The organism is Lysinibacillus sp. COL-1, from assembly GCF_059814265.1.
The window spans coordinates 46,299-69,723 of the sequence record NZ_JCAWSJ010000002.1; the positions used below are offsets into that span (position 1 = coordinate 46,299).

The 23,425-nt window shown below is 39.6% G+C and carries 16 protein-coding genes, 6 tRNA genes and 3 rRNA genes; 2 read left to right on the forward strand and 23 right to left on the reverse strand.

Going from position 1 to position 23,425, the window contains the following annotated elements:
* Positions 1 to 10 precede the first annotated feature (10 nt).
* The 19 genes from AC6BKE_RS00540 to AC6BKE_RS00630 form a co-directional block, all read right to left on the reverse strand.
* Positions 11 to 937 carry a F510_1955 family glycosylhydrolase gene (locus AC6BKE_RS00540; protein ID WP_009374091.1) on the reverse strand — a complete coding sequence of 309 codons (927 nt, stop codon included), beginning with the start codon at positions 935 to 937 and terminating at the stop codon, positions 11 to 13.
* 12 nt (positions 938 to 949) lie between these two features.
* Positions 950 to 1,627, reverse strand: coding sequence for a response regulator transcription factor (locus AC6BKE_RS00545; protein ID WP_009374092.1), 678 nt, complete (start codon positions 1,625 to 1,627; stop codon positions 950 to 952).
* A 16-nt stretch (positions 1,628 to 1,643) separates the two neighbouring features.
* On the reverse strand, positions 1,644 to 3,005 hold the full coding sequence (locus tag AC6BKE_RS00550) for a sensor histidine kinase (protein WP_009374093.1): 1,362 nt from the start codon (positions 3,003 to 3,005) through the stop codon (positions 1,644 to 1,646).
* A 40-nt stretch (positions 3,006 to 3,045) separates the two neighbouring features.
* Positions 3,046 to 3,579, reverse strand: coding sequence for a thiol-disulfide oxidoreductase ResA (gene resA / locus AC6BKE_RS00555; protein ID WP_036075026.1), 534 nt, complete (start codon positions 3,577 to 3,579; stop codon positions 3,046 to 3,048).
* Positions 3,580 to 3,618: 39 nt separating this feature from the next.
* Positions 3,619 to 4,329 (reverse strand): cytochrome c biogenesis CcdA family protein, encoded by a 711-nt coding sequence (locus AC6BKE_RS00560; RefSeq protein ID WP_009374095.1) that lies wholly within the window; start codon positions 4,327 to 4,329, stop codon positions 3,619 to 3,621.
* Between the two features lie 520 nt (positions 4,330 to 4,849).
* Complete coding sequence (gene glmS / locus AC6BKE_RS00565; RefSeq protein WP_101967027.1) at positions 4,850 to 6,652, reverse strand: glutamine--fructose-6-phosphate transaminase (isomerizing); 1,803 nt, start codon at positions 6,650 to 6,652, stop codon at positions 4,850 to 4,852.
* A gap of 611 nt (positions 6,653 to 7,263) precedes the next feature.
* On the reverse strand, positions 7,264 to 7,779 hold the full coding sequence (locus AC6BKE_RS00570; protein ID WP_141905919.1) for a DJ-1/PfpI/YhbO family deglycase/protease: 516 nt from the start codon (positions 7,777 to 7,779) through the stop codon (positions 7,264 to 7,266).
* A 122-nt stretch (positions 7,780 to 7,901) separates the two neighbouring features.
* Positions 7,902 to 9,254, reverse strand: a complete 1,353-nt coding sequence (gene glmM / locus AC6BKE_RS00575) for a phosphoglucosamine mutase (protein ID WP_101967053.1) — start codon at positions 9,252 to 9,254, stop codon at positions 7,902 to 7,904.
* Positions 9,255 to 9,480: 226 nt separating this feature from the next.
* Positions 9,481 to 10,557 (reverse strand): CdaR family protein, encoded by a 1,077-nt coding sequence (locus tag AC6BKE_RS00580; protein ID WP_499855469.1) that lies wholly within the window; start codon positions 10,555 to 10,557, stop codon positions 9,481 to 9,483.
* Entirely contained in the window at positions 10,550 to 11,386 is an 837-nt protein-coding gene (gene cdaA, locus AC6BKE_RS00585; protein ID WP_089935020.1) for a diadenylate cyclase CdaA, read from the reverse strand. The genes AC6BKE_RS00580 and cdaA overlap by 8 nt, the downstream gene beginning before the upstream one ends.
* Before the next feature lie 149 nt (positions 11,387 to 11,535).
* Positions 11,536 to 12,162: an anti-sigma factor family protein gene (locus AC6BKE_RS00590; RefSeq protein ID WP_058845282.1), complete on the reverse strand. Its 627-nt coding sequence runs from the start codon at positions 12,160 to 12,162 to the stop codon at positions 11,536 to 11,538.
* A gap of 13 nt (positions 12,163 to 12,175) precedes the next feature.
* Complete coding sequence (gene sigW / locus AC6BKE_RS00595; protein ID WP_004225410.1) at positions 12,176 to 12,739, reverse strand: RNA polymerase sigma factor SigW; 564 nt, start codon at positions 12,737 to 12,739, stop codon at positions 12,176 to 12,178.
* A gap of 133 nt (positions 12,740 to 12,872) precedes the next feature.
* Entirely contained in the window at positions 12,873 to 13,778 is a 906-nt protein-coding gene (rocF, locus tag AC6BKE_RS00600) for an arginase (protein ID WP_058845283.1), read from the reverse strand.
* Between the two features lie 185 nt (positions 13,779 to 13,963).
* Positions 13,964 to 14,036: transfer RNA gene (locus AC6BKE_RS00605), tRNA-Lys, on the reverse strand.
* Positions 14,037 to 14,051: 15 nt separating this feature from the next.
* Positions 14,052 to 14,126, reverse strand: a tRNA-Gln gene (locus AC6BKE_RS00610).
* Positions 14,127 to 14,140: 14 nt separating this feature from the next.
* Positions 14,141 to 14,224, reverse strand: a tRNA-Tyr gene (locus tag AC6BKE_RS00615).
* Between the two features lie 15 nt (positions 14,225 to 14,239).
* Positions 14,240 to 14,315: transfer RNA gene (locus AC6BKE_RS00620), tRNA-Val, on the reverse strand.
* A 56-nt stretch (positions 14,316 to 14,371) separates the two neighbouring features.
* A tRNA-Glu gene (locus AC6BKE_RS00625) sits at positions 14,372 to 14,446 on the reverse strand.
* A gap of 114 nt (positions 14,447 to 14,560) precedes the next feature.
* A tRNA-Asn gene (locus tag AC6BKE_RS00630) sits at positions 14,561 to 14,637 on the reverse strand.
* A gap of 269 nt (positions 14,638 to 14,906) precedes the next feature.
* Here AC6BKE_RS00630 and mbcS point away from each other — a divergent pair.
* Positions 14,907 to 16,493, forward strand: coding sequence for an acyl-CoA synthetase MbcS (gene mbcS, locus AC6BKE_RS00635; RefSeq protein ID WP_036128909.1), 1,587 nt, complete (start codon positions 14,907 to 14,909; stop codon positions 16,491 to 16,493).
* Between the two features lie 127 nt (positions 16,494 to 16,620).
* Here mbcS and rrf read toward each other — a convergent pair.
* From rrf to AC6BKE_RS00650, 3 genes are all read right to left on the reverse strand, one after another.
* A 5S ribosomal RNA gene (gene rrf, locus AC6BKE_RS00640) occupies positions 16,621 to 16,736 on the reverse strand.
* Between the two features lie 186 nt (positions 16,737 to 16,922).
* Positions 16,923 to 19,850: ribosomal RNA gene (locus tag AC6BKE_RS00645) — 23S ribosomal RNA — on the reverse strand.
* Between the two features lie 306 nt (positions 19,851 to 20,156).
* Positions 20,157 to 21,708, reverse strand: a 16S ribosomal RNA gene (locus AC6BKE_RS00650).
* The 16S, 23S and 5S rRNA genes sit together here, the layout of an rRNA operon.
* Before the next feature lie 267 nt (positions 21,709 to 21,975).
* Here AC6BKE_RS00650 and AC6BKE_RS00655 point away from each other — a divergent pair.
* On the forward strand, positions 21,976 to 22,632 hold the full coding sequence (locus AC6BKE_RS00655; protein WP_499855471.1) for a hypothetical protein: 657 nt from the start codon (positions 21,976 to 21,978) through the stop codon (positions 22,630 to 22,632).
* A 35-nt stretch (positions 22,633 to 22,667) separates the two neighbouring features.
* Here AC6BKE_RS00655 and AC6BKE_RS00660 read toward each other — a convergent pair whose 3' ends face one another.
* A complete protein-coding gene (locus AC6BKE_RS00660; protein ID WP_009374014.1) occupies positions 22,668 to 23,342 on the reverse strand; it encodes a KinB-signaling pathway activation protein in 675 nt (224 codons plus the stop codon).
* Positions 23,343 to 23,425: the final 83 nt, after the last annotated feature.

Genomic DNA, 23,425 nt, shown 5'->3' on the forward strand with positions numbered 1-23,425 from the left:
TTCAATAACCTTATTTTATTTTTAATTCCCCTTCTGAAGCTAATTTATCCCACGATTCCCCTTCGTTCTTAGAAAGATAGAAGTTAAGATTATTTGTTACAAAAGTAATTTCTTCTCGATTAGTAGGATTAGAAGCGATATAAATAATTGGGTCTTGCATTATCTCGTTTGGGAGTTGTATATTTTTTTCTTCTTTACTATCCAATGAGAATGATCTAAGGGAAACAGAATTTGAGTCATAGTTTGTATAGTAACCCCCATTCTCATTTAAAGTTACGTATGTAACCATTTGAGTAGACTTAAGTAATTTAAAGTTAACTCCATAGTCATTCGAAACAAAGATTCCATCTTTACTACCAATTGCAACTATTTCTTTTTTGGAAGGGTGAGCTGATAAATTAGAAACAAACTCGGAATTAAAGCCATTCATAGCTGATTCAGTCCAAGACTTCCCTTCATCAATTGAATAATGCAATCCACCACTCATATTCTCTGTAGGTGTTTCATTAATGACATAGATTGTATTCGAATCATAACCAGCTGCAAGATAATGAAAATCAATTTCGCCGTAAAAGGCTAATTGTTCTAGATTTGCTCCTTCATCTGTACTTTTTATAACTCCTAAAGGGTTTTTAAGGTTTGAGCCTTCCTCAGGATGTCCACTTGAATAGAAGCCATCTTTGACCGCCTGAAAGCCCATATAGTCATGTTTTTGGCTGTTCGCTTCTTCCCAACCCTTTACACCATATTTATACAATCCTCTATGTGTTGCAATTACAAAATCACTTTTACCATTTATATATCCCAAACCATGTATATGTTCAATTTTTGGGTTATCCACTTCTTCAAATGAATAACTATCTTTTTCTTTTGAATTACAAGCACTTAAAACTAAAACAATAACTAATAGACCTAACCAAATTTTGTAATTTTTCATACTTTTCTCCTTTTAACTCCATTTATACCCTATTCCCCAAACCGTTTTAAGGAACTCATCGGTAGGAAAGTCAGATTTACTTAATTTTTCTCTTAGATTTCTTATATGTGAATCAACAGTCCGCGTATCTGTATCTGTTTCATATTCCCATGCAGCATGCAGTAATTCCTCTCTTGTAAATGTCTTAGAAGGTCGAGATATTAATGCTTTTATAATTAAAAATTCTTTTAAAGTAAGTTGCACACTTGAATTTTGGTAGTGTAGAGAATATGTTTCTTTATCTAAAACAAAATCTTTAAAAGTGATATTTTCATTATCCTTTTCAAATCCGACAATTCTACGCAAAACAGCATTGATTCTTGCTATTAACTCTCTTTCATCGAATGGCTTGGATATATAGTCATCTGCACCTAATAAAAGTCCCTTAGCTAAATCAGATTTATCAGCTCTTGCAGTTAGCATTATAATGGGTACTTTTGAAAATTCACGAATAGATTCACAAACATCCCATCCATCCATTTCAGGCATCATAACATCTAATAAAACGAGATCGATATTTTCTTTCTTAATTCTCTCTATTGCCTTTATTCCGCTCTTTTCTTTAATACAGGTATATCCATGTGGAATTAAAAATAATTCGACTAAATCGAGCATTCTTTCTTCATCATCCACAATCAAAATTGTCTGCATATTTAACCTCCATGTGTTATATGATCACCGTAAATGTACTTCCTTCTCCAAGTTTACTTTTGACTTCAATGGTACCATTGTGTGCTTCTACTAATTCCTTCACAACAGCAAGTCCAATTCCTGAACCACCATATGCACGAGAACGTGATTTCTCAACACGATATAGCTTCTCAAAAATGAAGTCAATTTCTTCTTGTGGAATGCCAATACCTGTATCAATAACCTCAATTCTTGTTTTCCCTTCATTTTTACAAGCCTTTAATGTTACCTCTGTATTTTCCTTTGAATATTTCAAAGCATTATCCAATAGGTTTATGACAATTTGCTCTAAACGTAATGGGTCAGCATATATTTGAAAATCTTCAGTGCAAACAAAGTTCAACTTAATATTCTTGAGATCATATGAAGGAGCAACAAGTTTACATATTGCTTCGAAAAAATATCGAGCAGAGAAAGATTCTTTCATGACAGTAAATGTGTTTTCGTCCATTCTAGCCAAGTCTAATAAATTTTTTACCAATTCCTTCATTCTATTGGACTCTTCAACAATAATTTCAAGATACTGTTCTCTTTGTTTCTTACTTAGACTCTCTCTCATCGCTACTTTTGAATATCCAATTAAATATGTCAACGGTGTACTTAATTCATGAGCCACTGACGCCAGAAATTCATTCCGGTCTGTTTTTAAACGTTCTAAATCATTGGCTAATTTCTGAATTGAACTTGCTAACTCACCAAGCTCGTTTTTACTTTTAATTGCAAGCTTTACATTAAACTCACCTTTGCTTAATTTCTCTGTTGCCTCTTTCATCCGTATTAAAGGTCTTGTTATAACTTTTGACAGAACCGCGTAAACAATAAAAAGTACAATAAAACTTGTAGCACCTGCCATACCAAAATGTTCAGTTAATTCATGAACCATCTTATTAAGAGAACCAGTACTTTGTAGCATTAAAACGTATCCAGATTGATTTGTATTTGAGATATAAGGATGCACACTCATAATATAAGGGGATTCTTTCCAGTTAGAAGTCAATAATTCATCTGTTTCTACGTCTACGTTCTTTATTAAAGAAACTATTTGTCCACTTAAAGATTCACTAATATCTGAACTACCAATGATATTTCCTTTATTATCGGTAATGATCACCGCACGATCTTTACTTTTTTCCATCAAAACGATATGTTTTATTGTAGTTTCAGAAAAATTTTCAATTAAAACATCTCTATGATTAGCACCATTCGCCAATAATGTATAATATTCTTCTTCAACTCTCGAATTAATTATATTTCGATGAAGATAAAACATAAGAAATAAATCCATTATTAGCACTACAATAAAAAAACACGATGCTAATTTTGTAGAGATTTTGTTCACTAATTTTTTCACCTCTCTTATTAGTCTAAAAAATTATTACTTAGTCTGGTAAAATTTGTTCCATGTAACTCTTTATATCCTGTTCTTTCATTTCTCCAGTGATTATTTTTTCTATTTTACCCTCTGAATTAATAAGAATAGTCGTTGGTAATGGATTTATATTATATGCTTCCATTACACTTTTGTTTTTGTCAATTAATACCGGAAAAGTTAAACCTTTTCGGTCAATATAATTTTGAACCACGAAGTCGGATTCTGCTATATTTATAGCTAATACCTGTATACCTTTTTCTTTATATTCCTTATAATATCTATCTATAATTGGGAATTCCCTTTCACAGGGTTTGCACCAAGTCCCCCAAAAGTTTAAAAAGACACCTTGTCCTTTGTATTCCTCCAAATTATGTTTATCACCATACATATCAACTAGAGTAAAATTTGGAGCATTATCCCCTATTTGTAATACTTCATTTTTTTCTTTAGTTAAAGTTGTATATACTGTAAATAATATTGCCCCAAATAATACAATTAATATAATTGAACGCATAAGAAATCGTCTCTTTTTTTTATCCATAATTAAGTTTGGTTCCTTCCCCTCTTATATGATATAAAACTAAAAGCCAGTAAATCCTCCAAAAATAGGTGTTAAAAACGCAATAATTTTAGTCATCATATCAAAGTACAATAAAACCCCCATCAGAATCATTATTGCACCACCTATTTTCATAAACAGTCCATTTTTTCTTTGAAGAAACTTCATTTTTCCAATAAATAAGGACATTATTAGGAAAGGTATAGAGAAACCTAGCACATAAAATAACATGTACAACATTCCTTGCCCGGGGTTAGACACTCCTAAAGCTATTACTCCGGCAAGAATTGGTCCAGTACAAGGTGTCCATCCAGCTGCAAAACCCATACCAATAAGTACTGAGCCAAAATATCCTTTGGGCCTTTTTTTAAAACTAATCTTTTTTTCCGATTGTAAAATATCGAATTTAAAGAAACCTAGAATAACTAATCCAAAAAAGACCATGAAAATTGCTCCAAATTGCCTTAGTAACTCTTTATACTGAATAAAAATCTTTCCGATAAAAGAAGTTGAGAAACCTAATGCCATAAAAATAATAGAAAAACCAAGTAAAAAAAGCAGGGTATGTATTAAAGACTTTCGTCTTAAGATCCCTTTCTCTTCTTTTAGTTCATTAAAGGATATTCCTGTTATATAAGATAGAAAAGCAGGATACAATGGTAATGAACAAGGTGATACAAATGATAATAATCCAGCCCCAAATGCAAGTATTAAATTTAATTGTTCTAACAAATACTCTCACGCAACCTTTCTACAGAACATTTAAAAATAAAGTATAGACTATAAATGTGGAGAATATATGCATATGTTGATACATATCAAAATTAAGAAGTTTATTTTTGATACCTTTCTACAACTCATTAATTAATAGCAATTTTTTTTTAAAAAAAGTTTTAATTCCTGCTCTAAGGATTATAATTCAACGGTAATAATGACAAAACAAAACCCTGGCACAGTAGACAATGTACCAAGGTTATTTTAATGTACCTACTTTATATATATATAGTTAGAAAAATGAAAGGTTTGAAAGCCATTTTGAAAAAACAAAAACCCTGATACAGCATCATACTGTATCAAGGTTTATCTTATTTATATACAATAATATAGTTAGAATCACTCATAGAAATTGTTTGAATATCCAGTATACAACTTTTTTGTCCAGTATAAGACTTTATTGTAAAGTATACAACTATTTTGTCTAGTATAGAACTTTATTGTAACTGAACACTAGCATAAATGCTTAAACCTAATCCTATTCAACAGTCACCGATTTAGCCAAGTTACGTGGTTTATCCACATCACAACGACGGTGAAGTGCTGCATAGTAGCTAATTAATTGTAATGGCACTACAGATACAAGTGGTGTTAGTAATTCGTGAACATGCGGAATGACTAGACGGTCACCATCTTCATCAATGCCTGCCATTGCAATGATACAAGGATATGCGCCACGAGCTGCTACTTCTTTGACATTACCACGGATATTTAATCCTACTGATGCTTGAGTGACAAGTGCAAACACTGGTGTACCTTCTTCGATTAAGGCAATTGTTCCGTGCTTCAGTTCGCCACCAGCAAAGCCTTCTGCTTGAATGTACGAGATTTCTTTCAGTTTTAAGGCCCCTTCTAGGCTGACATAGAAGTCCATATTACGGCCAATGAAGAATGCGTTACGCGCGATTTTTAAGTAGTCTTCTGCAATATCTTCTAACACATCTTTTGAATCGATAATTGTTTGGATTCCATTAGCGGCAATCGCAAGCTCTTGTTTTAAATCAAATTCTAAGCCTTTGCCATTTGCCTTTGCCGTTACATACGCTGCTAACGCAAGTACTGCTACTTGAGCAACATAAGCTTTTGTAGAAGCCACTGCAATTTCCGGGCCTGCATGTAATAACAATGTATGATCTGCTTCACGTGATAGCGTTGAGCCAGGTACGTTTGTAATCGTTAATGTTGGATAGCCAAGTTCTTTAATTTTTACAAGTACTTGACGGCTGTCAGCTGTTTCACCTGATTGTGTAATAAAGATAAATAAAGGCTTTTCTGATAGTAATGGCATGTTGTAGCCGAATTCACTAGAAATATGAACCTCTACTGGGATACCCGCCATTTTTTCGAAATATTGTTTACCGATGAGACCTGCATGGTAGCTCGTGCCTGCCGCAATAATATATAAGCGATCCGCTGCTCTCAATGCCTCTAAAATCTCTGCGTCAATTGTTAAATCGCCATTGTCGCCTTCATATGCTTGAATAATTTTACGAATTACAGTTGGCTGCTCATCCATTTCTTTTAACATATAGTGAGGATAAGTTCCTTTTTCAATATCGCTCATATCAAGCTCCGCTGTATATGGTGCACGCTCTACTACAGAACCATCTAATTTTGTAATTTCGACACTTGCTTTGTGTACAATTACAACCTCTTTGTCATGAAGCTCCACGTATTGATCCGTTACTTGTAGCATAGCCATTGCGTCCGAAGCAACAACATTGAAGCCTTCACCAATACCTACTAAAAGTGGTGATTTATTTTTTGCAACAAAAATAGTATCTGTCGCTTCAGCATCTAATAATGCAAGGGCATATGAGCCATGTAATAGAGATAAAGTTTTACGGAAAGCTTCTGCTGTGCTAAGACCTTCTTTCACAAATAACTCTACTAATTGCACGATAACCTCTGTATCTGTATCAGATTTCATCGGAATGCCTTTTAAATATGTTTTTTGTAATAAATGATAGTTTTCAATAACCCCATTATGCACAAGTGTAAAGCGTCCTGATGCACTTTGATGTGGGTGAGCATTTAAACGATTGGGTACACCGTGTGTTGCCCAACGTGTATGACCAATTCCAATTTTTGCTGCAACTTCCTCGTCCACCGCTTCACGTAAGTCTGCAATACGTCCTTTTTCTTTAAAAACTGTTACACCTTCTTCATTACGTACTGCAATACCAGCTGAGTCATAGCCGCGGTATTCAAGCTTCTCTAAACCCTTTAATAAAATTTCCTTTGCATCTGATTCACCAATATATCCTACAATTCCACACATAAATTCTCGTCCTCCGATATTGTCAATTTCATGCAATGACAAACTAGACCTCATCCTATCGAAGTTTTTTGAATGTACGAGCGATGCTTTATTTTATATTTAAAATAAGCACTCCCTTACATGCAAGCCACCCACTCATTCAGCCAACTGATTAGAGTTTTTTTCGATAGTGAAGCTTCTTTGATTTATCTATTGCTTTTACTATACCTTCTCCATTTTCTGTACATTCAATCACTTAAATGCTTTCAAAATGAAAAATGACAATCGGGTATGTCGATTGGGAGGCATCCGCCGAATTTTCGATAAACCTCCACCTCGTCTGCTGAAGATCTTGTCGTCCGATTTCTTCAGCTCAGGCGCTATAATTGTTTTCCGATTTTGCGCTTTCTTTCCTCCTTAGCGCTCGTTAAAGGATAAGGTCGGACCTCGTCATCTTCAACTTCTCCATCATACTCAATCATATGCTATCCGTCAAATTTTCGTTATAAAAAACACCTAATCCCCATGCTTTTTCGTGACAAATATGTAGACAAATAATTAGTTGCTATGCTAAATAAAGCGGAGTAAATTCCACAAAAAGGCACAAGCAATTGACTGCTTGTGCCTATCTTTTATTTATTGTCTAATAATTTAACTATTTCTCTATTAAATGCTGGAAGATCGTCTGGCGTTCTACTTGTTACGAGCTGCTTTTGACAGACGAATACTTCTTCATCATGGAATATTGCCCCTGCATTTTCTAAATCCACTTGAATGGATTTATAGCCTGTGGCATCACGACCATTCAGTGTCTTAGCTGTAATTAGCAGCTGTGGTCCATGACAAATAGCAAAGGTCGGCTTCATGTCATCCATAAAGGATTTTACAAATGCCACTACACGATCATCTGCTCGTAATATATCAGGTGAAAAACCACCAGGAATAAATAACGCATCAAATTCTGAGGCGTTTACTTCCTCAATTCCTTTATCTATTTTCACTGGCTCTCCATGTTTCCCCTTAACTTCCTTACCTGCTTCGGTATCAATTGTTACGAGCTGATGCCCAGCTGCTTCTAGAGCTTCTTTGGGGCTTGTAAACTCAATGTCCTCAAACATATCTGTTATCACTGTAGCAATTTTAGCCATATCAATTAAACACTCCTTGTTATTGTGACTCCTTACTACTGTTCCCCATCTAATTCATTTCAAACATTCTTTTTAAACAAGAAAAACTCGATTTCCTGTTATGGAAATCGAGTTTCTATATATTATTCTGCTAAGCCCATTTCTGCACGTACTACGTCCGCAATACGCTCAACAAAACGCTCACAATCTGTTTCTGTTGCTGCTTCTACCATTACACGTACAAGTGGTTCAGTCCCTGAAGGGCGCACTAGAACACGACCATTGCCGGCCATTTCTGCTTCTACCTCTGCAATGACAGCAGCCACCTTCGCATTGTCAGTCACAGCATGCTTATCTGTTACACGTACATTGACAAGACGCTGAGGGAAGATTTTCATTTCAGCAGCAAGCTCTGAAAGCTTTTTACCAGTCGCTTTCATAATGTTGACAAGCTGAATGCCAGTAAGTAATCCATCACCTGTTGTATTAAAGTCTAGAAAAACAATATGCCCTGATTGTTCGCCACCTAAATTGTATTCTTTGGCACGCATTTCTTCTACAACATAACGATCACCAACAGCAGTTTGTACACTTTGCATACCGTTGTCAGCAACAGCTTTGTAGAAGCCCATATTGCTCATAACTGTTGAAACAATCGTTTGCTTTTTCAAGCGTCCTACCGCATTTAAATACTTACCAATGATAAACATAATTTGATCGCCATCAACAATCTTACCGTTCTCATCTACAGCAATTAATCGGTCACCATCTCCATCAAATGCTAAACCAACATCTGCACCCTTTTCAGTAACAAATTTAGCTAGTCCCTCTGGATGTGTAGAACCTACACCATCATTAATATTTAAGCCTGTTGGAGAAGCTCCCATTGTAGAAATATCAGCTTCTAGGTCCGCAAATAAATGTGTAGCCAATGCTGATGTAGCTCCATGAGCACAGTCTAGTGCTACCAGGATACCATCAAATTCCTCATCCACTGTTTGCTTTAAGTATTGAATATATTTTTGACCACCTTCGAAATAGTCACTTACAGATCCTAAATCGGCTCCAATTGGGCGTGGTAGTGTATCCTCTTGTGCATCAAGCAACACTTCAATTTCCGCTTCTTGAGCATCCGTTAACTTAAAACCATCGGGACCAAAAAATTTAATGCCATTATCAGCAACTGGGTTATGTGAAGCTGAAATCATAACGCCTGCATCTGCGCTCATAATTCGAGTAAGGTATGCCACACCTGGTGTTGAAATAATACCAAGACGCATTACTTCTACCCCAATCGATAAAAGACCAGCAACAAGTGCACCTTCAAGCATCTCACCTGAAATACGTGTGTCACGACCAATTAAAACCTTTGGACGATCAGTTGCATCTTTTGTTAAAACATAGCCACCGATACGACCTAGTTTAAATGCAAACTCTGGTGTTAATTCACTATTCGCGACTCCACGGACGCCATCTGTTCCAAAATATTTACCCATTCTACTTATTCTCTCCTTCAATGCAAGACTGTGTCTCTTGAGTTACTATCGCCCAAAAGACACTTGTCCGCTTACTTTTGGAAAAGTCTGTTTTTATTCATTCATTCGGTAATTATTAATATCCCCTCAATCGATTTGTTGGTGACTCCTGTCCTAACTACTCACCAGCACAAACCACGATTGGATTTTGATTTAGAATCAAAATAAAATTATAGTCAGATATTGTTTAAGAATCAATATCTTCCGTTTCCTCAGATGATGTATTTTTATCAGTAGTAGTACTATCATCCGTCACATCTGGTTCTTCAGTTGGAGGTGGCGTTTCCTCTGTAGAAGCTGGTGTTTTCTGTTGTTCTTCTTGCTCTACTTTTGTAATATCTGCCTTCACTTTTATTTTCTTGTCAGATATTTTTGTCACACCATCTGGTAATTTTACATCAAATTCATAAGTTTGAGACTCAGTAATTTTTGACAGGTCAACTATAACTGGAATTTCTGTCAAACCGTCAATAATTGATTTTCTACCATACACTTTTATCATTCTTGGCGCAAATGTTAACGAATTGATCGTAATGTCTTGTACTGCTTGCCCTGTTTCTTTCAGGACCACTGGAATTTCTCGACTATATTCTGCTATATCAACTTGAACCTTCACAGTTTCAGGCTCTATCGTCACATCTAACTTGTTTAGATCTCGATCCAATACTTTTACTGCCGCATCCTGCGAGAAGGATTGCTTCAAGCCTTGCTCACCTGCAACAGTAGCTTTTACATAGCTAATGCTTTCAATAGCACTTTTTGCACCTGTTACGTAAACGGTTGGTGGATCAGCAGTCATATCTTTTAAAATATAACCTTCTTCGATTAGTCTATTATTCATTTCAGGGTCCACTCGGAACTCTTTCGTGACCTTTTCCTCAATATTCACATGAATAGTTGCAGGGTCTAATGTAACCTTTAACTTATCAGAAATATTTTCGTATTGTAGCTTTACATCATGCTCCCCAATCAATAGATTACTTAAATCGACAAATACAGAGAAATCTTTTGTAGCTCTTGTTTTTATAACAACAGGCATTGGCCCTTTTATCTTCACATCTACTGTTTCAGGTAAGCCTGTTACAATCAGATTTTCATTATCATAATAAACATCTACTGGTACATCACGAATAATATCCGTCTGTTCAGTCGTTGTTGTTGTATTGATTGGAGATAACTCGGTACGAACTGAGAAAAAAAGCAAAAATGCCAAAAATAGCGCTATGATTCTTAATACCCAAGGGCTATCCATCATTTTATCCATTCTTTTTCCCCCTCCAAGTCAACTTAGAGGCAGCATTTGACTCTTGTGCTGAACCGAACCACATTTTTCGTAATAGTGTTTCAAACTCCTCTAGAGAAAGATTACGGTGGAGATTACCATTTAACGTAATACTAATTGCACCTGTTTCTTCTGAGACAACAATTGTAATAGCATCCGTAACTTCACTTAAGCCAAGTGCAGCACGGTGACGTGTCCCTAACTCCTTTGAAATAAATGGACTTTCAGATAGGGGTAAATAACAAGCTGCTGCTGTAACTTTATCTTTTTGCATAATAACCGCTCCATCATGAAGTGGTGTATTCGGTATAAAGATATTAATCAGCAGTTCTGATGAGATTTCAGCATTTAGTCCTATACCCGTTTCAATATATTCATTAAGGCCTGTTTCTTTTTCAATAGAAATTAACGCACCGATTCGACGTTTAGCCATGTAACTAACAGACTTCTTCATCGCCTCAATGAGCCTTGTTTGTTCTTCTTCTTCTTGACTTGATGAACGCTGGAATAGCTTTCCTCGCCCAATTTGTTCTAAACCACGTCTGATTTCTGGTTGGAATATGATAATAATCGCTAAGAAACCAAACTCAATGACCTGTTGTAACATCCAGCCTAGAGTTTGTAACCCTAAAAGGTCTGTTGCAAGTCGGGCAATAATAATGACAAATATTCCCTTCAGTAATTGGACAGCCTTCGTACCTTTAATGAGGGTTAAGACTTTATAAACAACGTACCACACGAGCAGTACATCAATGAAGTTAATAACAATATTCACAGGTGTTAAATCCGTGAAATGTTCGATAATTTGCACGTGGCATCCCCCACTTTTCATTGCGAATCCATACACATTCAAGTATATCACATTCTTAACAAATGTAACTTTTTTCAAATAAAAAGTCTACTCATAAGAGTAGACCTTTCAGCCTCTCACGTGCACTATTTTTTAGGACGTATAGAGTGTTATTTAGTTTCATCTTTTTCCTCAAATGTCATGGCCGTTTTTACAGAATTTTTAATCGTATACCATAACCATTCAAATACTTCGTCAATTTCCTCAATTTTGCCTGAAACTACCGCTGAAGACGCCATATATTGCCCGTTAATTACTGTGACATTGCCATCAACTTCACCTTCAACAACCAAATCACCATTTTTAACAACAATATCGCCCTTCACTACTTCTCCTTCAGGTACAATCACCGTTTGACCATCAACAACTAAGTTCGGTTGTTTGGTCACTGAAAAATGCTGGTCATCCATAAAGCTACCCATCAATGTAGCACTCATGAATAAGCAAAATACTGCTGCTGCCACAAAGAACGGATGCCGGCGTATCCATTTTTGTATACCTACTCGACTTTTTGGTTTTGGTAAACGAGCCATCACTGCTGCTTCAAAATCCGGAGGCGCTGTAATATGGGAAGCACTCTTCACAAAGGCGATTGTTTCACTCAATTCTTGCATCAACTGTTTACAATCATTACATGTATGCAAGTGTTGTTTCAACTCTTGCTCATGCTCACGACTAATGTCACCGTCTAAATAATCATGCATATAGTCTATAATATGCTCTGGACAAGTATTCATGACGCTCCCCCTCCTACAGATTGTTTAATTGCTTACGTAATGCCTCACGTCCGCGGTGAATCCTCGTTTTCACCGTTCCAAGCGGCATATCTAAAATCTCGCTAATCTCTTGTAACGATAACTCTTCTATATATTTCAATACTATAACCGAACGGTATTTATCCGGCAATCGTCCAATTTCATATTGAATGCGATCTTGCAGCTCCATTTGCTCTAACTGCTCCTCTGGTAGCTGGTCGTCTGCTGCGATTTGCGAATACATATCAAGCCCTTCTGTACCAGCTACTTCTGCATCTAAATAATAATCCGGTTTCTTTTTGCGAATACGGTCAATGCAGAGGTTTGTCGCTATGCGATAAAGCCACGTCGAAAACTTTCTTTTCTGATCAAAAGTATGCAAATTCATATAAGCACGCACAAAAGCTTCTTGAGCAATGTCTTCAGACTCTTGTTTGTTGCCTAACATTCGATAGCATACTTGGTACAGTTTGTGCTGATAGAGACTCACAATATCGGCAAATGCGTTTTGATCGCCTTTAAGCACTTGTTTTATTCTCTTGTTTACTAACGCATCCATTGTGTTGACTTCTCCACCTTTACAACTGTCTTATACTATACGACCCATCGATAAGAAAAGTTTCGTTTTAATTCAATTATAACAAAAGATTTTTATGCAATGTGGCAACAGGCAATTTTTTGTCAAATTTTCTTTAAACTAGTGTCTCTCCGAATAAAGATCCCATTAATGCAACAGCCACATTTGCTGTTGTATTCTTCTCATCTAAAATTGGGTTTACTTCTACAAACTCTGCTGATGTTAGCATCCCTGATTCTTGTAACATTTCCATTGCTAAATGACTTTCTCGATACGTAATTCCTCCAGGAACGGGTGTACCAACTCCTGGCGTGTAAAGCGGATCTAAGCCATCTAAATCAAGTGATAGATGTAATCCATCAACATTACGTTCTTTCAAGTAAGCAAGTGCATCTTCCATGACACGCGTCATACCAAGTCGATCAATCTCGTGCATTGTATATACTTTAATCCCTTGTTGACGAATTAACTCACGCTCACCAGGATCTACTGAACGAGCTCCGATAATAATAACGTTCTCTGGTTTAATTTTCGGTGCATAATTCCGAATTTGCACTAAGCGCTCATGACCTAGTCCAATACTAACTGCTAATGGCATCCCATGGATGTTGCCAGATGGTGTTGTTTCAGGTGTATTTAAATCTGCATGAGCATCATACCAAATAACGCCAAGATTTTTATAATGCTCACCTAATCCAGCTAGTGTGCCAATAGCAATACTATGGTCTCCACCAAATACAAGTGGGAACTTATTTTGTTCTACTACTTCATGCACGCTATTAGCTAAAGCCGTGCTAACATCTACAACTTCCTCTAAATTCAGTAATTTCTCATCGACAGGTGCGTCTGCAAGTTTTTGACTGACACGAATATCCCCTTGGTCTTGTACTTCATGTCCAATAGCCTCCAAACGTTCCACAACGCCTGCATAGCGAATCGCGCTTGGCCCCATATCTACACCACGACGTGTTTGTCCATAATCTGTTGGTACTCCAATAATAGAAATATTAAGTTTATTCATGTTTTTATACCCCCTAAAAGTTATAATATTATTGTAAAGCCTAGATACCACTTGGCTCAACTAGACAAAAAAGTGCATATTTATTCAATTTTTGATAACATAAAAAAATCTCCTACTGTTTTCAGTAAGAGATTAGTTATCTATAGTTATTATAACACTTTTGAATATACTTTATTCTAAAAAAGTGAGCCATGAAGGACTCGAACCTTCGACCCTCTGATTAAAAGTCAGATGCTCTACCAACTGAGCTAATGGCTCGTAAAAAAAGAAAAATGGCTGGGGTACTAGGATTCGAACCTAGGCATGACGGAATCAAAATCCGTTGCCTTACCGCTTGGCTATACCCCAATCATTTATAAAACTGGTGGAGGGGGACGGATTCGAACCGCCGAACCCTAAGGAGCGGATTTACAGTCCGCCGCGTTTAGCCACTTCGCTACCCCTCCGAAATAACACAATAATGGTGGAGGATGACGGGCTCGAACCGCCGACCCTCTGCTTGTAAGGCAGATGCTCTCCCAGCTGAGCTAATCCTCCATAGAAACAGGTGTTATATCACAGTTTATTTTTCTTTATAAAGCCTATGTTTTAAATGGTGACCCCTACGGGATTCGAACCCGTGTTACCGCCGTGAAAGGGCGGTGTCTTAACCACTTGACCAAGGGGCCAGTATCACGTCTCAAACAAGACAAGATTTATAATAACATCATTTCTTAATAGTTGCAATACTTTTTTATAACTTTTTTTATGTATAACAGCTTCTTAAAAATGGGCAAAAAAAATGGCTCCGAAGGCAGGACTCGAACCTGCGACAACCTGATTAACAGTCAGGTGCTACTACCAACTGAGCTACTTCGGAACGATACTATTCACTTTGGGTTTAAACAACCTCTTAAGTACATTTATTATTATAGCAAGCATTATAAATTATGCAACATATTTTATGAAAATTTTTATATTTTTTGTCGAAGTAGGTTTAAAAATTAATCCAAAAGCATAATAGTTCTCTATTAAATCTAATATTTCTATTTTGCGTGCTAAATATTCTTGCTGTATATTATTGCAATTGTTAAAATAAAAATAGTTTTAAGAATTTTCTATCAAATTTCCTGGGGGAGGAATATTCGGATGGTAACAAATGATTTAATTGCACCTGAATTTTATAATATCACAGAGGAATTAGAAAAGTTTTCACAAGATAGTGATCGCCAAGCAATACGCTGGTTAAATACGCAACAAGAGAGACGAACAGTTTCCTATGTAGAGCTTGTCCAAAAAATGAATCAATACGCAAATGCTTTTACAGAGACAGGACTTCGAAAGGGAGATCGCGTTCTAGTTATTATTCCTCGCCTACCAGAAGCCTATTTTGTTTTTCTTGGCTGTTTAAAGGCTGGCATCGTGCCTATTTCATGTTCAGAAATGCTACGTGCAAGTGACTTAGAATATCGCATGGAGCACTCTTCTGCTAGTGCAGTTATTGCCTATGAAGCATTTACAGGTGAGGTTGACCAAATTTCTTCTACTGTAGACACATTAAAGAACAAATTAGTTATTGGTACTGCAAAAGGCGATTGGGCTTCTTTAGATGTACTGGCAAGCACACAGCCAACTACATTTACAGCAGTAGCTACTAAACGTGATGACATGGCGTTCCTTTCCTATACATCTGGGACAACTGGGAAACCTAAAGGTGTAGTACATTCACATGGCTGGGGATATGCGCATATTCGAACAGCTGCTTCAAAATGGCTCTGCGTACGTGAAGGCGACTTAGTATGGGCTACAGCAGCTCCTGGCTGGCAAAAATGGATTTGGAGCCCTTTCTTATCTACAATCATGCTCGGTGCTACTGCATTTGTTTATCATGGTGGATTCGATGCAAAAACGTACCTTCAGCTCATACAAGATGAAAAAATAAATGTCCTTTGCTGCACACCAACTGAATATCGTATTATGGCGAAAATTGATAATTTGCAAGACTATAATCTTTCATCCCTCCGTAGTGCAGTCTCTGCTGGTGAACCGTTAAATCGCCCAGTCATTGAAACATTTATGAATCGTTTCAGGCTAAAAGTACGTGATGGCTATGGACAGACAGAGAATACATTATTAATTGGTACACTCGAAAACACTGAATTACGCCCTGGATCCATGGGTGTTCCAACTCCAGGTAATATTGTACGTATTATCGACAATGAAGGAAATGAAGCACCTGTAGGAGAGGTTGGCGATATTGCCATCCACAAATCCTCACCAGCTCTATTTAAGGAGTATTACAAAGAGCCAGAACGAACGCAAGCTGCATTTCGCGGTGATTGGTATATTACTGGCGATCAAGCTAAATGTGATGAAGATGGGTATTTCTGGTTTGAAGGTCGTGGAGATGACATTATTATATCTTCTGGTTATACGATTGGTCCATTCGAAGTTGAAGATGCATTAAACAAACATGAAGCTGTACAAGAATGTGCAGTTGTTGCTGCACCAGATGAAATTAGAGGCCATATTGTGAAGGCCTTTGTTATCTTACGAGAGAGCTTCAAAGAGCGAGATGAAGTCGAGTTAACAAAGGAGTTACAAGAGCATGTAAAGGCGTTAACAGCACCGTATAAATACCCTCGTAGTATTGTTTTTATTGATGAGTTACCAAAAACAACATCCGGAAAAATTCGCCGCATTGAACTACGAGCTGCCACTGTTCAAACACATTAAATATCAAAAAAGAAGGCATTCCACTTAAGGCATGCCTTCTTTTTTATATTTTTATAAATCATCTCAATTTATTAGTTAGCTTAAGTAAAAAAAGCCACTACTGAGTGTATCAGCAGCGACTTTTTGCGCCTAGCGACGTCCTACTCTCACAGGGGGAAGCCCCCAACTACCATCGGCGCTAAAGAGCTTAACTTCCGTGTTCGGTATGGGAACGGGTGTGACCTCTTTGCCATCATCACTAGACTATGGTCGGCTTTCAATATACATCACATTTCTTCGTCAGCTTCTGTCGTTCAGTCAGTCACGTACTTGAGTACGCTCCTTCCCTCTCTCCATTGCTTCCTCGAACTACTCGTATCTTGAAACCCTTCATAAAAGAAATTATTCTTTCAAAACTGGATAAACGGTTCATTGAATGTTTCAAACGTTTTGGTTAAGTCCTCGATCGATTAGTATTCGTCAGCTCCATGTGTCACCACACTTCCACCTCGAACCTATCTACCTCATCGTCTTTGAGGGATCTTACTTACTTGCGTAATGGGAAATCTCATCTTGAGGGGGGCTTCATGCTTAGATGCTTTCAGCACTTATCCCGTCCACACATAGCTACCCAGCGATGCCTTTGGCAAGACAACTGGTACACCAGCGGTGTGTCCATCCCGGTCCTCTCGTACTAAGGACAGCTCCTCTCAAATTTCCTACGCCCACGACGGATAGGGACCGAACTGTCTCACGACGTTCTGAACCCAGCTCGCGTACCGCTTTAATGGGCGAACAGCCCAACCCTTGGGACCGACTACAGCCCCAGGATGCGATGAGCCGACATCGAGGTGCCAAACCTCCCCGTCGATGTGGACTCTTGGGGGAGATAAGCCTGTTATCCCCGGGGTAGCTTTTATCCGTTGAGCGATGGCCCTTCCATGCGGAACCACCGGATCACTAAGCCCGTCTTTCGACCCTGCTCGACTTGTAGGTCTCGCAGTCAAGCTCCCTTGTGCCTTTACACTCTACGAATGATTTCCAACCATTCTGAGGGAACCTTTGGGCGCCTCCGTTACCTTTTAGGAGGCGACCGCCCCAGTCAAACTGTCCGCCTGACACTGTCTCCTGCCCCGCTAAGGGGCATGGGTTAGAATTTCAATACAACCAGGGTAGTATCCCACCGACGCCTCCTTCGAAGCTGGCGCTCCGAGATCTCTGGCTCCTACCTATCCTGTACAAGTTGTACCAAAATTCAATATCAGGCTACAGTAAAGCTCCACGGGGTCTTTCCGTCCTGTCGCGGGTAACCTGCATCTTCACAGGTACTATAATTTCACCGAGTCTCTCGTTGAGACAGTGCCCAGATCGTTACGCCTTTCGTGCGGGTCGGAACTTACCCGACAAGGAATTTCGCTACCTTAGGACCGTTATAGTTACGGCCGCCGTTTACTGGGGCTTCAATTCGCAGCTTCGCTTGCGCTAACCACTCCTCTTAACCTTCCAGCACCGGGCAGGCGTCAGCCCCTATACGTCACCTTACGGTTTTGCAGAGACCTGTGTTTTTGCTAAACAGTCGCCTGGGCCTATTCACTGCGGCTCTCATGCGCTTGCACGCTCAAGAGCACCCCTTCTCCCGAAGTTACGGGGTCATTTTGCCGAGTTCCTTAACGAGAGTTCTCTCGCACACCTTAGGATTCTCTCCTCGACTACCTGTGTCGGTTTGCGGTACGGGCACCTCTCACCTCGATAGAGGCTTTTCTTGGCAGTGTGAAATCAGGAACTTCGTCCATACGGACTCGCCATCACAGCTCAACGTTACAGTGTGCGGATTTGCCTACACACACGCCTTACTGCTTGGACGCGCATAACCAACAGCGCGCTTACCCTATCCTACTGCGTCCCCCCATTTCTCAAACGGTAAGGAGGTGGTACAGGAATATCAACCTGTTGTCCATCGCCTACGCCTATCGGCCTCGGCTTAGGTCCCGACTAACCCTGAGCGGACGAGCCTTCCTCAGGAAACCTTAGTCATACGGTGGACGGGATTCTCACCCGTCTTTCGCTACTCATACCGGCATTCTCACTTCTAAGCGCTCCACCAGTCCTTCCGGTCTGACTTCAACGCACTTAGAACGCTCTCCTACCACTGACATCGTAGATGTCAATCCACAGCTTCGGTGAATCGTTTAGCCCCGATACATTTTCGGCGCAGCGTCACTCGACCAGTGAGCTATTACGCACTCTTTAAATGATGGCTGCTTCTAAGCCAACATCCTGGTTGTCTGTGCAACGCCACATCCTTTTCCACTTAACGATTACTTTGGGACCTTAGCTGGTGGTCTGGGCTGTTTCCCTTTTGACTACGGATCTTATCACTCGCAGTCTGACTCCCGTGTATAAATATCTGGCATTCGGAGTTTGTCTGAATTCGGTAAACCGGGATGGCCCCCTAGTCCAAACAGTGCTCTACCTCCAGTATTCTCATCACGAGGCTAGCCCTAAAGCTATTTCGGAGAGAACCAGCTATCTCCAAGTTCGATTGGAATTTCTCCGCTACCCACACCTCATCCCCGCACTTTTCAACGTGCGTGGGTTCGGGCCTCCAGTAAGTGTTACCTTACCTTCACCCTGGACATGGGTAGATCACCTGGTTTCGGGTCTACGACCACGTACTATTTCGCCCTATTCAGACTCGCTTTCGCTGCGGCTCCGCCTTCTAAAGCTTAACCTCGCACGTAATCGTAACTCGCCGGTTCATTCTACAAAAGGCACGCTATCACCCATTAACGGGCTCTAACTACTTGTAGGCACACGGTTTCAGGATCTCTTTCACTCCCCTTCCGGGGTGCTTTTCACCTTTCCCTCACGGTACTGGTTCACTATCGGTCACTAGGTAGTATTTAGCCTTGGGAGATGGTCCTCCCAGATTCCGACGGAATTTCACGTGTTCCGCCGTACTCAGGATCCACTCAGGAGAGAACGAACTTTCGACTACAGGGCTTTTACCTGCTCTGGCGGACCTTTCCAAGTCGCTTCATCTAACTCGCTCTTTTGTAACTCCGTATTGAGTGTCCTACAACCCCAAGAGGCAAGCCTCTTGGTTTGGGCTCTTCCCGTTTCGCTCGCCGCTACTCAGGGAATCGATTTTTCTTTCTCTTCCTCCAGGTACTTAGATGTTTCAGTTCCCTGGGTCTGCCTTCAAGACGCTATGTATTCACGTCAAGATACTACGCGATTAAACGTAGTGGGTTCCCCCATTCGGAAATCTCCGGATCAAAGCTCACTTACAGCTCCCCGAAGCATATCGGTGTTAGTGCCGTCCTTCTTCGGCTCCTAGTGCCAAGGCATTCGCCGTGCGCCCTTAATAACTTAACCTAACGGCTTTCAATACACATCACATTTCGTTGTCAGCTTCACTCGTTCAATCAGTCACGTACTCAAGTACGCTCCTTCATTCACTCGATTGCTTCCTAGAACTGCTCGTGTCTTGAAACCTTCTAATGTTATTAAGCCTATAAAAAAACTTAAAAAATAAATGTGTTTGTTACTATTTCAATGTCGTTTTATCCAGTTTTCAAAGAACAAGTTTTGAAGTGTTTCATTCAGAAGAATGAACCTTCAAAACTGAACGCAAAACGTAATCTTACAAACCCTAGGTTTGTATTCCGAAATAATCCTTAGAAAGGAGGTGATCCAGCCGCACCTTCCGATACGGCTACCTTGTTACGACTTCACCCCAATCATCTATCCCACCTTCGGCGGCTGGCTCCAAAAGGTTACCTCACCGACTTCGGGTGTTACAAACTCTCGTGGTGTGACGGGCGGTGTGTACAAGGCCCGGGAACGTATTCACCGCGGCATGCTGATCCGCGATTACTAGCGATTCCGGCTTCATGTAGGCGAGTTGCAGCCTACAATCCGAACTGAGAACGACTTTATCGGATTAGCTCCCTCTCGCGAGTTGGCAACCGTTTGTATCGTCCATTGTAGCACGTGTGTAGCCCAGGTCATAAGGGGCATGATGATTTGACGTCATCCCCACCTTCCTCCGGTTTGTCACCGGCAGTCACCTTAGAGTGCCCAACTAAATGATGGCAACTAAGATCAAGGGTTGCGCTCGTTGCGGGACTTAACCCAACATCTCACGACACGAGCTGACGACAACCATGCACCACCTGTCACCGTTGCCCCCGAAGGGGAAACTATATCTCTACAGTGGTCAACGGGATGTCAAGACCTGGTAAGGTTCTTCGCGTTGCTTCGAATTAAACCACATGCTCCACCGCTTGTGCGGGCCCCCGTCAATTCCTTTGAGTTTCAGTCTTGCGACCGTACTCCCCAGGCGGAGTGCTTAATGCGTTAGCTGCAGCACTAAGGGGCGGAAACCCCCTAACACTTAGCACTCATCGTTTACGGCGTGGACTACCAGGGTATCTAATCCTGTTTGCTCCCCACGCTTTCGCGCCTCAGTGTCAGTTACAGACCAGATAGTCGCCTTCGCCACTGGTGTTCCTCCAAATCTCTACGCATTTCACCGCTACACTTGGAATTCCACTATCCTCTTCTGCACTCAAGTCTCCCAGTTTCCAATGACCCTCCACGGTTGAGCCGTGGGCTTTCACATCAGACTTAAGAAACCACCTGCGCGCGCTTTACGCCCAATAATTCCGGACAACGCTTGCCACCTACGTATTACCGCGGCTGCTGGCACGTAGTTAGCCGTGGCTTTCTAATAAGGTACCGTCAAGGTACAGCCAGTTACTACTGTACTTGTTCTTCCCTTACAACAGAGTTTTACGAACCGAAATCCTTCTTCACTCACGCGGCGTTGCTCCATCAGGCTTTCGCCCATTGTGGAAGATTCCCTACTGCTGCCTCCCGTAGGAGTCTGGGCCGTGTCTCAGTCCCAGTGTGGCCGATCACCCTCTCAGGTCGGCTACGCATCGTCGCCTTGGTGAGCCGTTACCTCACCAACTAGCTAATGCGCCGCGGGCCCATCCTATAGCGACAGCCGAAACCGTCTTTTAGTGTTTCACCATGAGGTGAAACAGATTATTTGGTATTAGCCCCGGTTTCCCGGAGTTATCCCAAACTATAGGGTAGGTTGCCCACGTGTTACTCACCCGTCCGCCGCTAACGTCGAAGGAGCAAGCTCCTTCTCTGTTCGCTCGACTTGCATGTATTAGGCACGCCGCCAGCGTTCGTCCTGAGCCAGGATCAAACTCTCCATAAAAGAAATTTGAATAGCTCAAATTGTTTTGCTGGCATCATTTTGATGTCCAAAATTTTGTTTTGTTCACTAACCAAGGTTAGTTACTAAAAACTTTATTGATTACGTTTTGCTTGTTCAGTTTTCAAGGTTCATGTTTTTTGTTTCACTGTCACCTCTTGGCGACTTATACATAATAACATCGATTATTCATGAAAGTCAACACTAAATCATAAGTTTTTTTAAAGAGATTCATTTTTTATTTAAAATCTTAGAAATGAGGTTATTATTATGGTCCGCAAAACGTTGATTTCACTGCTTTTAATCGTAATCCTTTTTGCTTTTCTAAAGCCTATAAACTCAACGATGATTTCTGTATTTAATATTGCGAATGCACCAGTAGTGGTCACGAAAGGACATTATGGCACATCTCTTATAGTAGAGATTTCTTTCTCTGATGACTCTCTATTAGAATGGCTTCAAACGGTGAAAGAGCCTTATCCTCTTCTACTTTTAGATACCGACTGGATTAAACGTTCACCCGAACATTTAAAAATTATACAACAACGAAAATTGCCTACAGGACTACTTGGTCCAGATGATTCAATAGAAGAACCCGTTGACATTGCACTCATCCAAAAAGATATTAATACCTATGAAAAGTATTTAAAGGAAAAACCTTTATGGTTTGCTACCCGAAATCATCAATATTCGCAGGATCTACAGAAATCTTTATTCCAACAACAAATGAATTTACTGTCGCCTTCTCTTATTTGGCAGGGTGAGAAAACACCTAAATTACAAAAAGGTGATTTTGTATTTTTCCCACTCCATCAAAATAATCAAATATCCTTTAAAGAGCTTAACGCTCTAATACAACAACATAAGTTTATGTCAATTGAAGAAAATATATTTGGTTATAAAGTTCAAACTAAAAAAGCCCCATAAAAAAATTGCCTCCACTAAAGTGAGGCAATTTTTTCTTATGCATTTTTAGCCTGTTCACGACGAGCTTTGCGGCGTGCTTCTAATTTTTGACGATCTTCATCGGATTTTGCATTATATTTAGGCAATACTAATAGTTGATACGCATTAACAGCCAATAATGGGAATAATAAAAGCGCAACATATTCATTAATATTTTCATCACGACCCATTAATGCAATTGTCCATTCCAGCGTTGTAATGACAATCATAAAGAATAGAGCCGAAATCATTACATGCTTTTTCCCCGTTAATTTTACTTTTTGAACAGCTGTTGCTATTGCACCAAATATTAGAACAATTAATAATCCAACGTAGAACAACCAGCTTTGTCCATCCTTCACACCAGGAATAAAGCGGAAGAATATAATATCGAAAATCGTTATGGCAATTAATAATAGCTGTACCCAATTCCATAATGTCAGTGTTCTAAAAATATTAACACCTACTTGATGAAGTGTTAAATAAGCAAAAAAACCAGCTTGTGCTATAACACTCATGGTAAACCCTAAGAAAACCATCCATAAAAGTCCAGCGAAAAATTCGCCCCATTGACCATTTGCTATGTATGGTTGGAAAAATTCCCAGCGAATAAATAAACTAAAAACTCCGTTGACTGCACCACCAACGAGCATTGCAAAGAAGAAAAACTTTGCCCAATTTCGTATCGTCACAACTAAAAGTCCCCCAATTTCTCAATATATCTGTCCTTATTTTATCAATGCCTTGTTAAAAAAGCTATTTCTCATCCTAACCA

Coding starts and splice junctions, on each gene's coding strand:
- rocF (WP_058845283.1), bottom strand. CDS start 13,778: ATGAATAAACTTAATATTTCTATTATTGGAGTACCAACAGATTATGGA.
- AC6BKE_RS00545 (WP_009374092.1), bottom strand. CDS start 1,627: ATGCAGACAATTTTGATTGTGGATGATGAAGAAAGAATGCTCGATTTA.
- mbcS (WP_036128909.1), top strand. CDS start 14,907: ATGGTAACAAATGATTTAATTGCACCTGAATTTTATAATATCACAGAG.
- AC6BKE_RS00590 (WP_058845282.1), bottom strand. CDS start 12,162: ATGAATACTTGTCCAGAGCATATTATAGACTATATGCATGATTATTTA.
- glmS (WP_101967027.1), bottom strand. CDS start 6,652: ATGTGTGGAATTGTAGGATATATTGGTGAATCAGATGCAAAGGAAATT.
- AC6BKE_RS00570 (WP_141905919.1), bottom strand. CDS start 7,779: ATGGCTAAAATTGCTACAGTGATAACAGATATGTTTGAGGACATTGAG.
- resA (WP_036075026.1), bottom strand. CDS start 3,579: ATGGATAAAAAAAAGAGACGATTTCTTATGCGTTCAATTATATTAATT.
- AC6BKE_RS00580 (WP_499855469.1), bottom strand. CDS start 10,557: ATGGATAAAATGATGGATAGCCCTTGGGTATTAAGAATCATAGCGCTA.
- sigW (WP_004225410.1), bottom strand. CDS start 12,739: ATGGATGCGTTAGTAAACAAGAGAATAAAACAAGTGCTTAAAGGCGAT.
- AC6BKE_RS00655 (WP_499855471.1), top strand. CDS start 21,976: ATGGTCCGCAAAACGTTGATTTCACTGCTTTTAATCGTAATCCTTTTT.
- glmM (WP_101967053.1), bottom strand. CDS start 9,254: ATGGGTAAATATTTTGGAACAGATGGCGTCCGTGGAGTCGCGAATAGT.
- AC6BKE_RS00540 (WP_009374091.1), bottom strand. CDS start 937: ATGAAAAATTACAAAATTTGGTTAGGTCTATTAGTTATTGTTTTAGTT.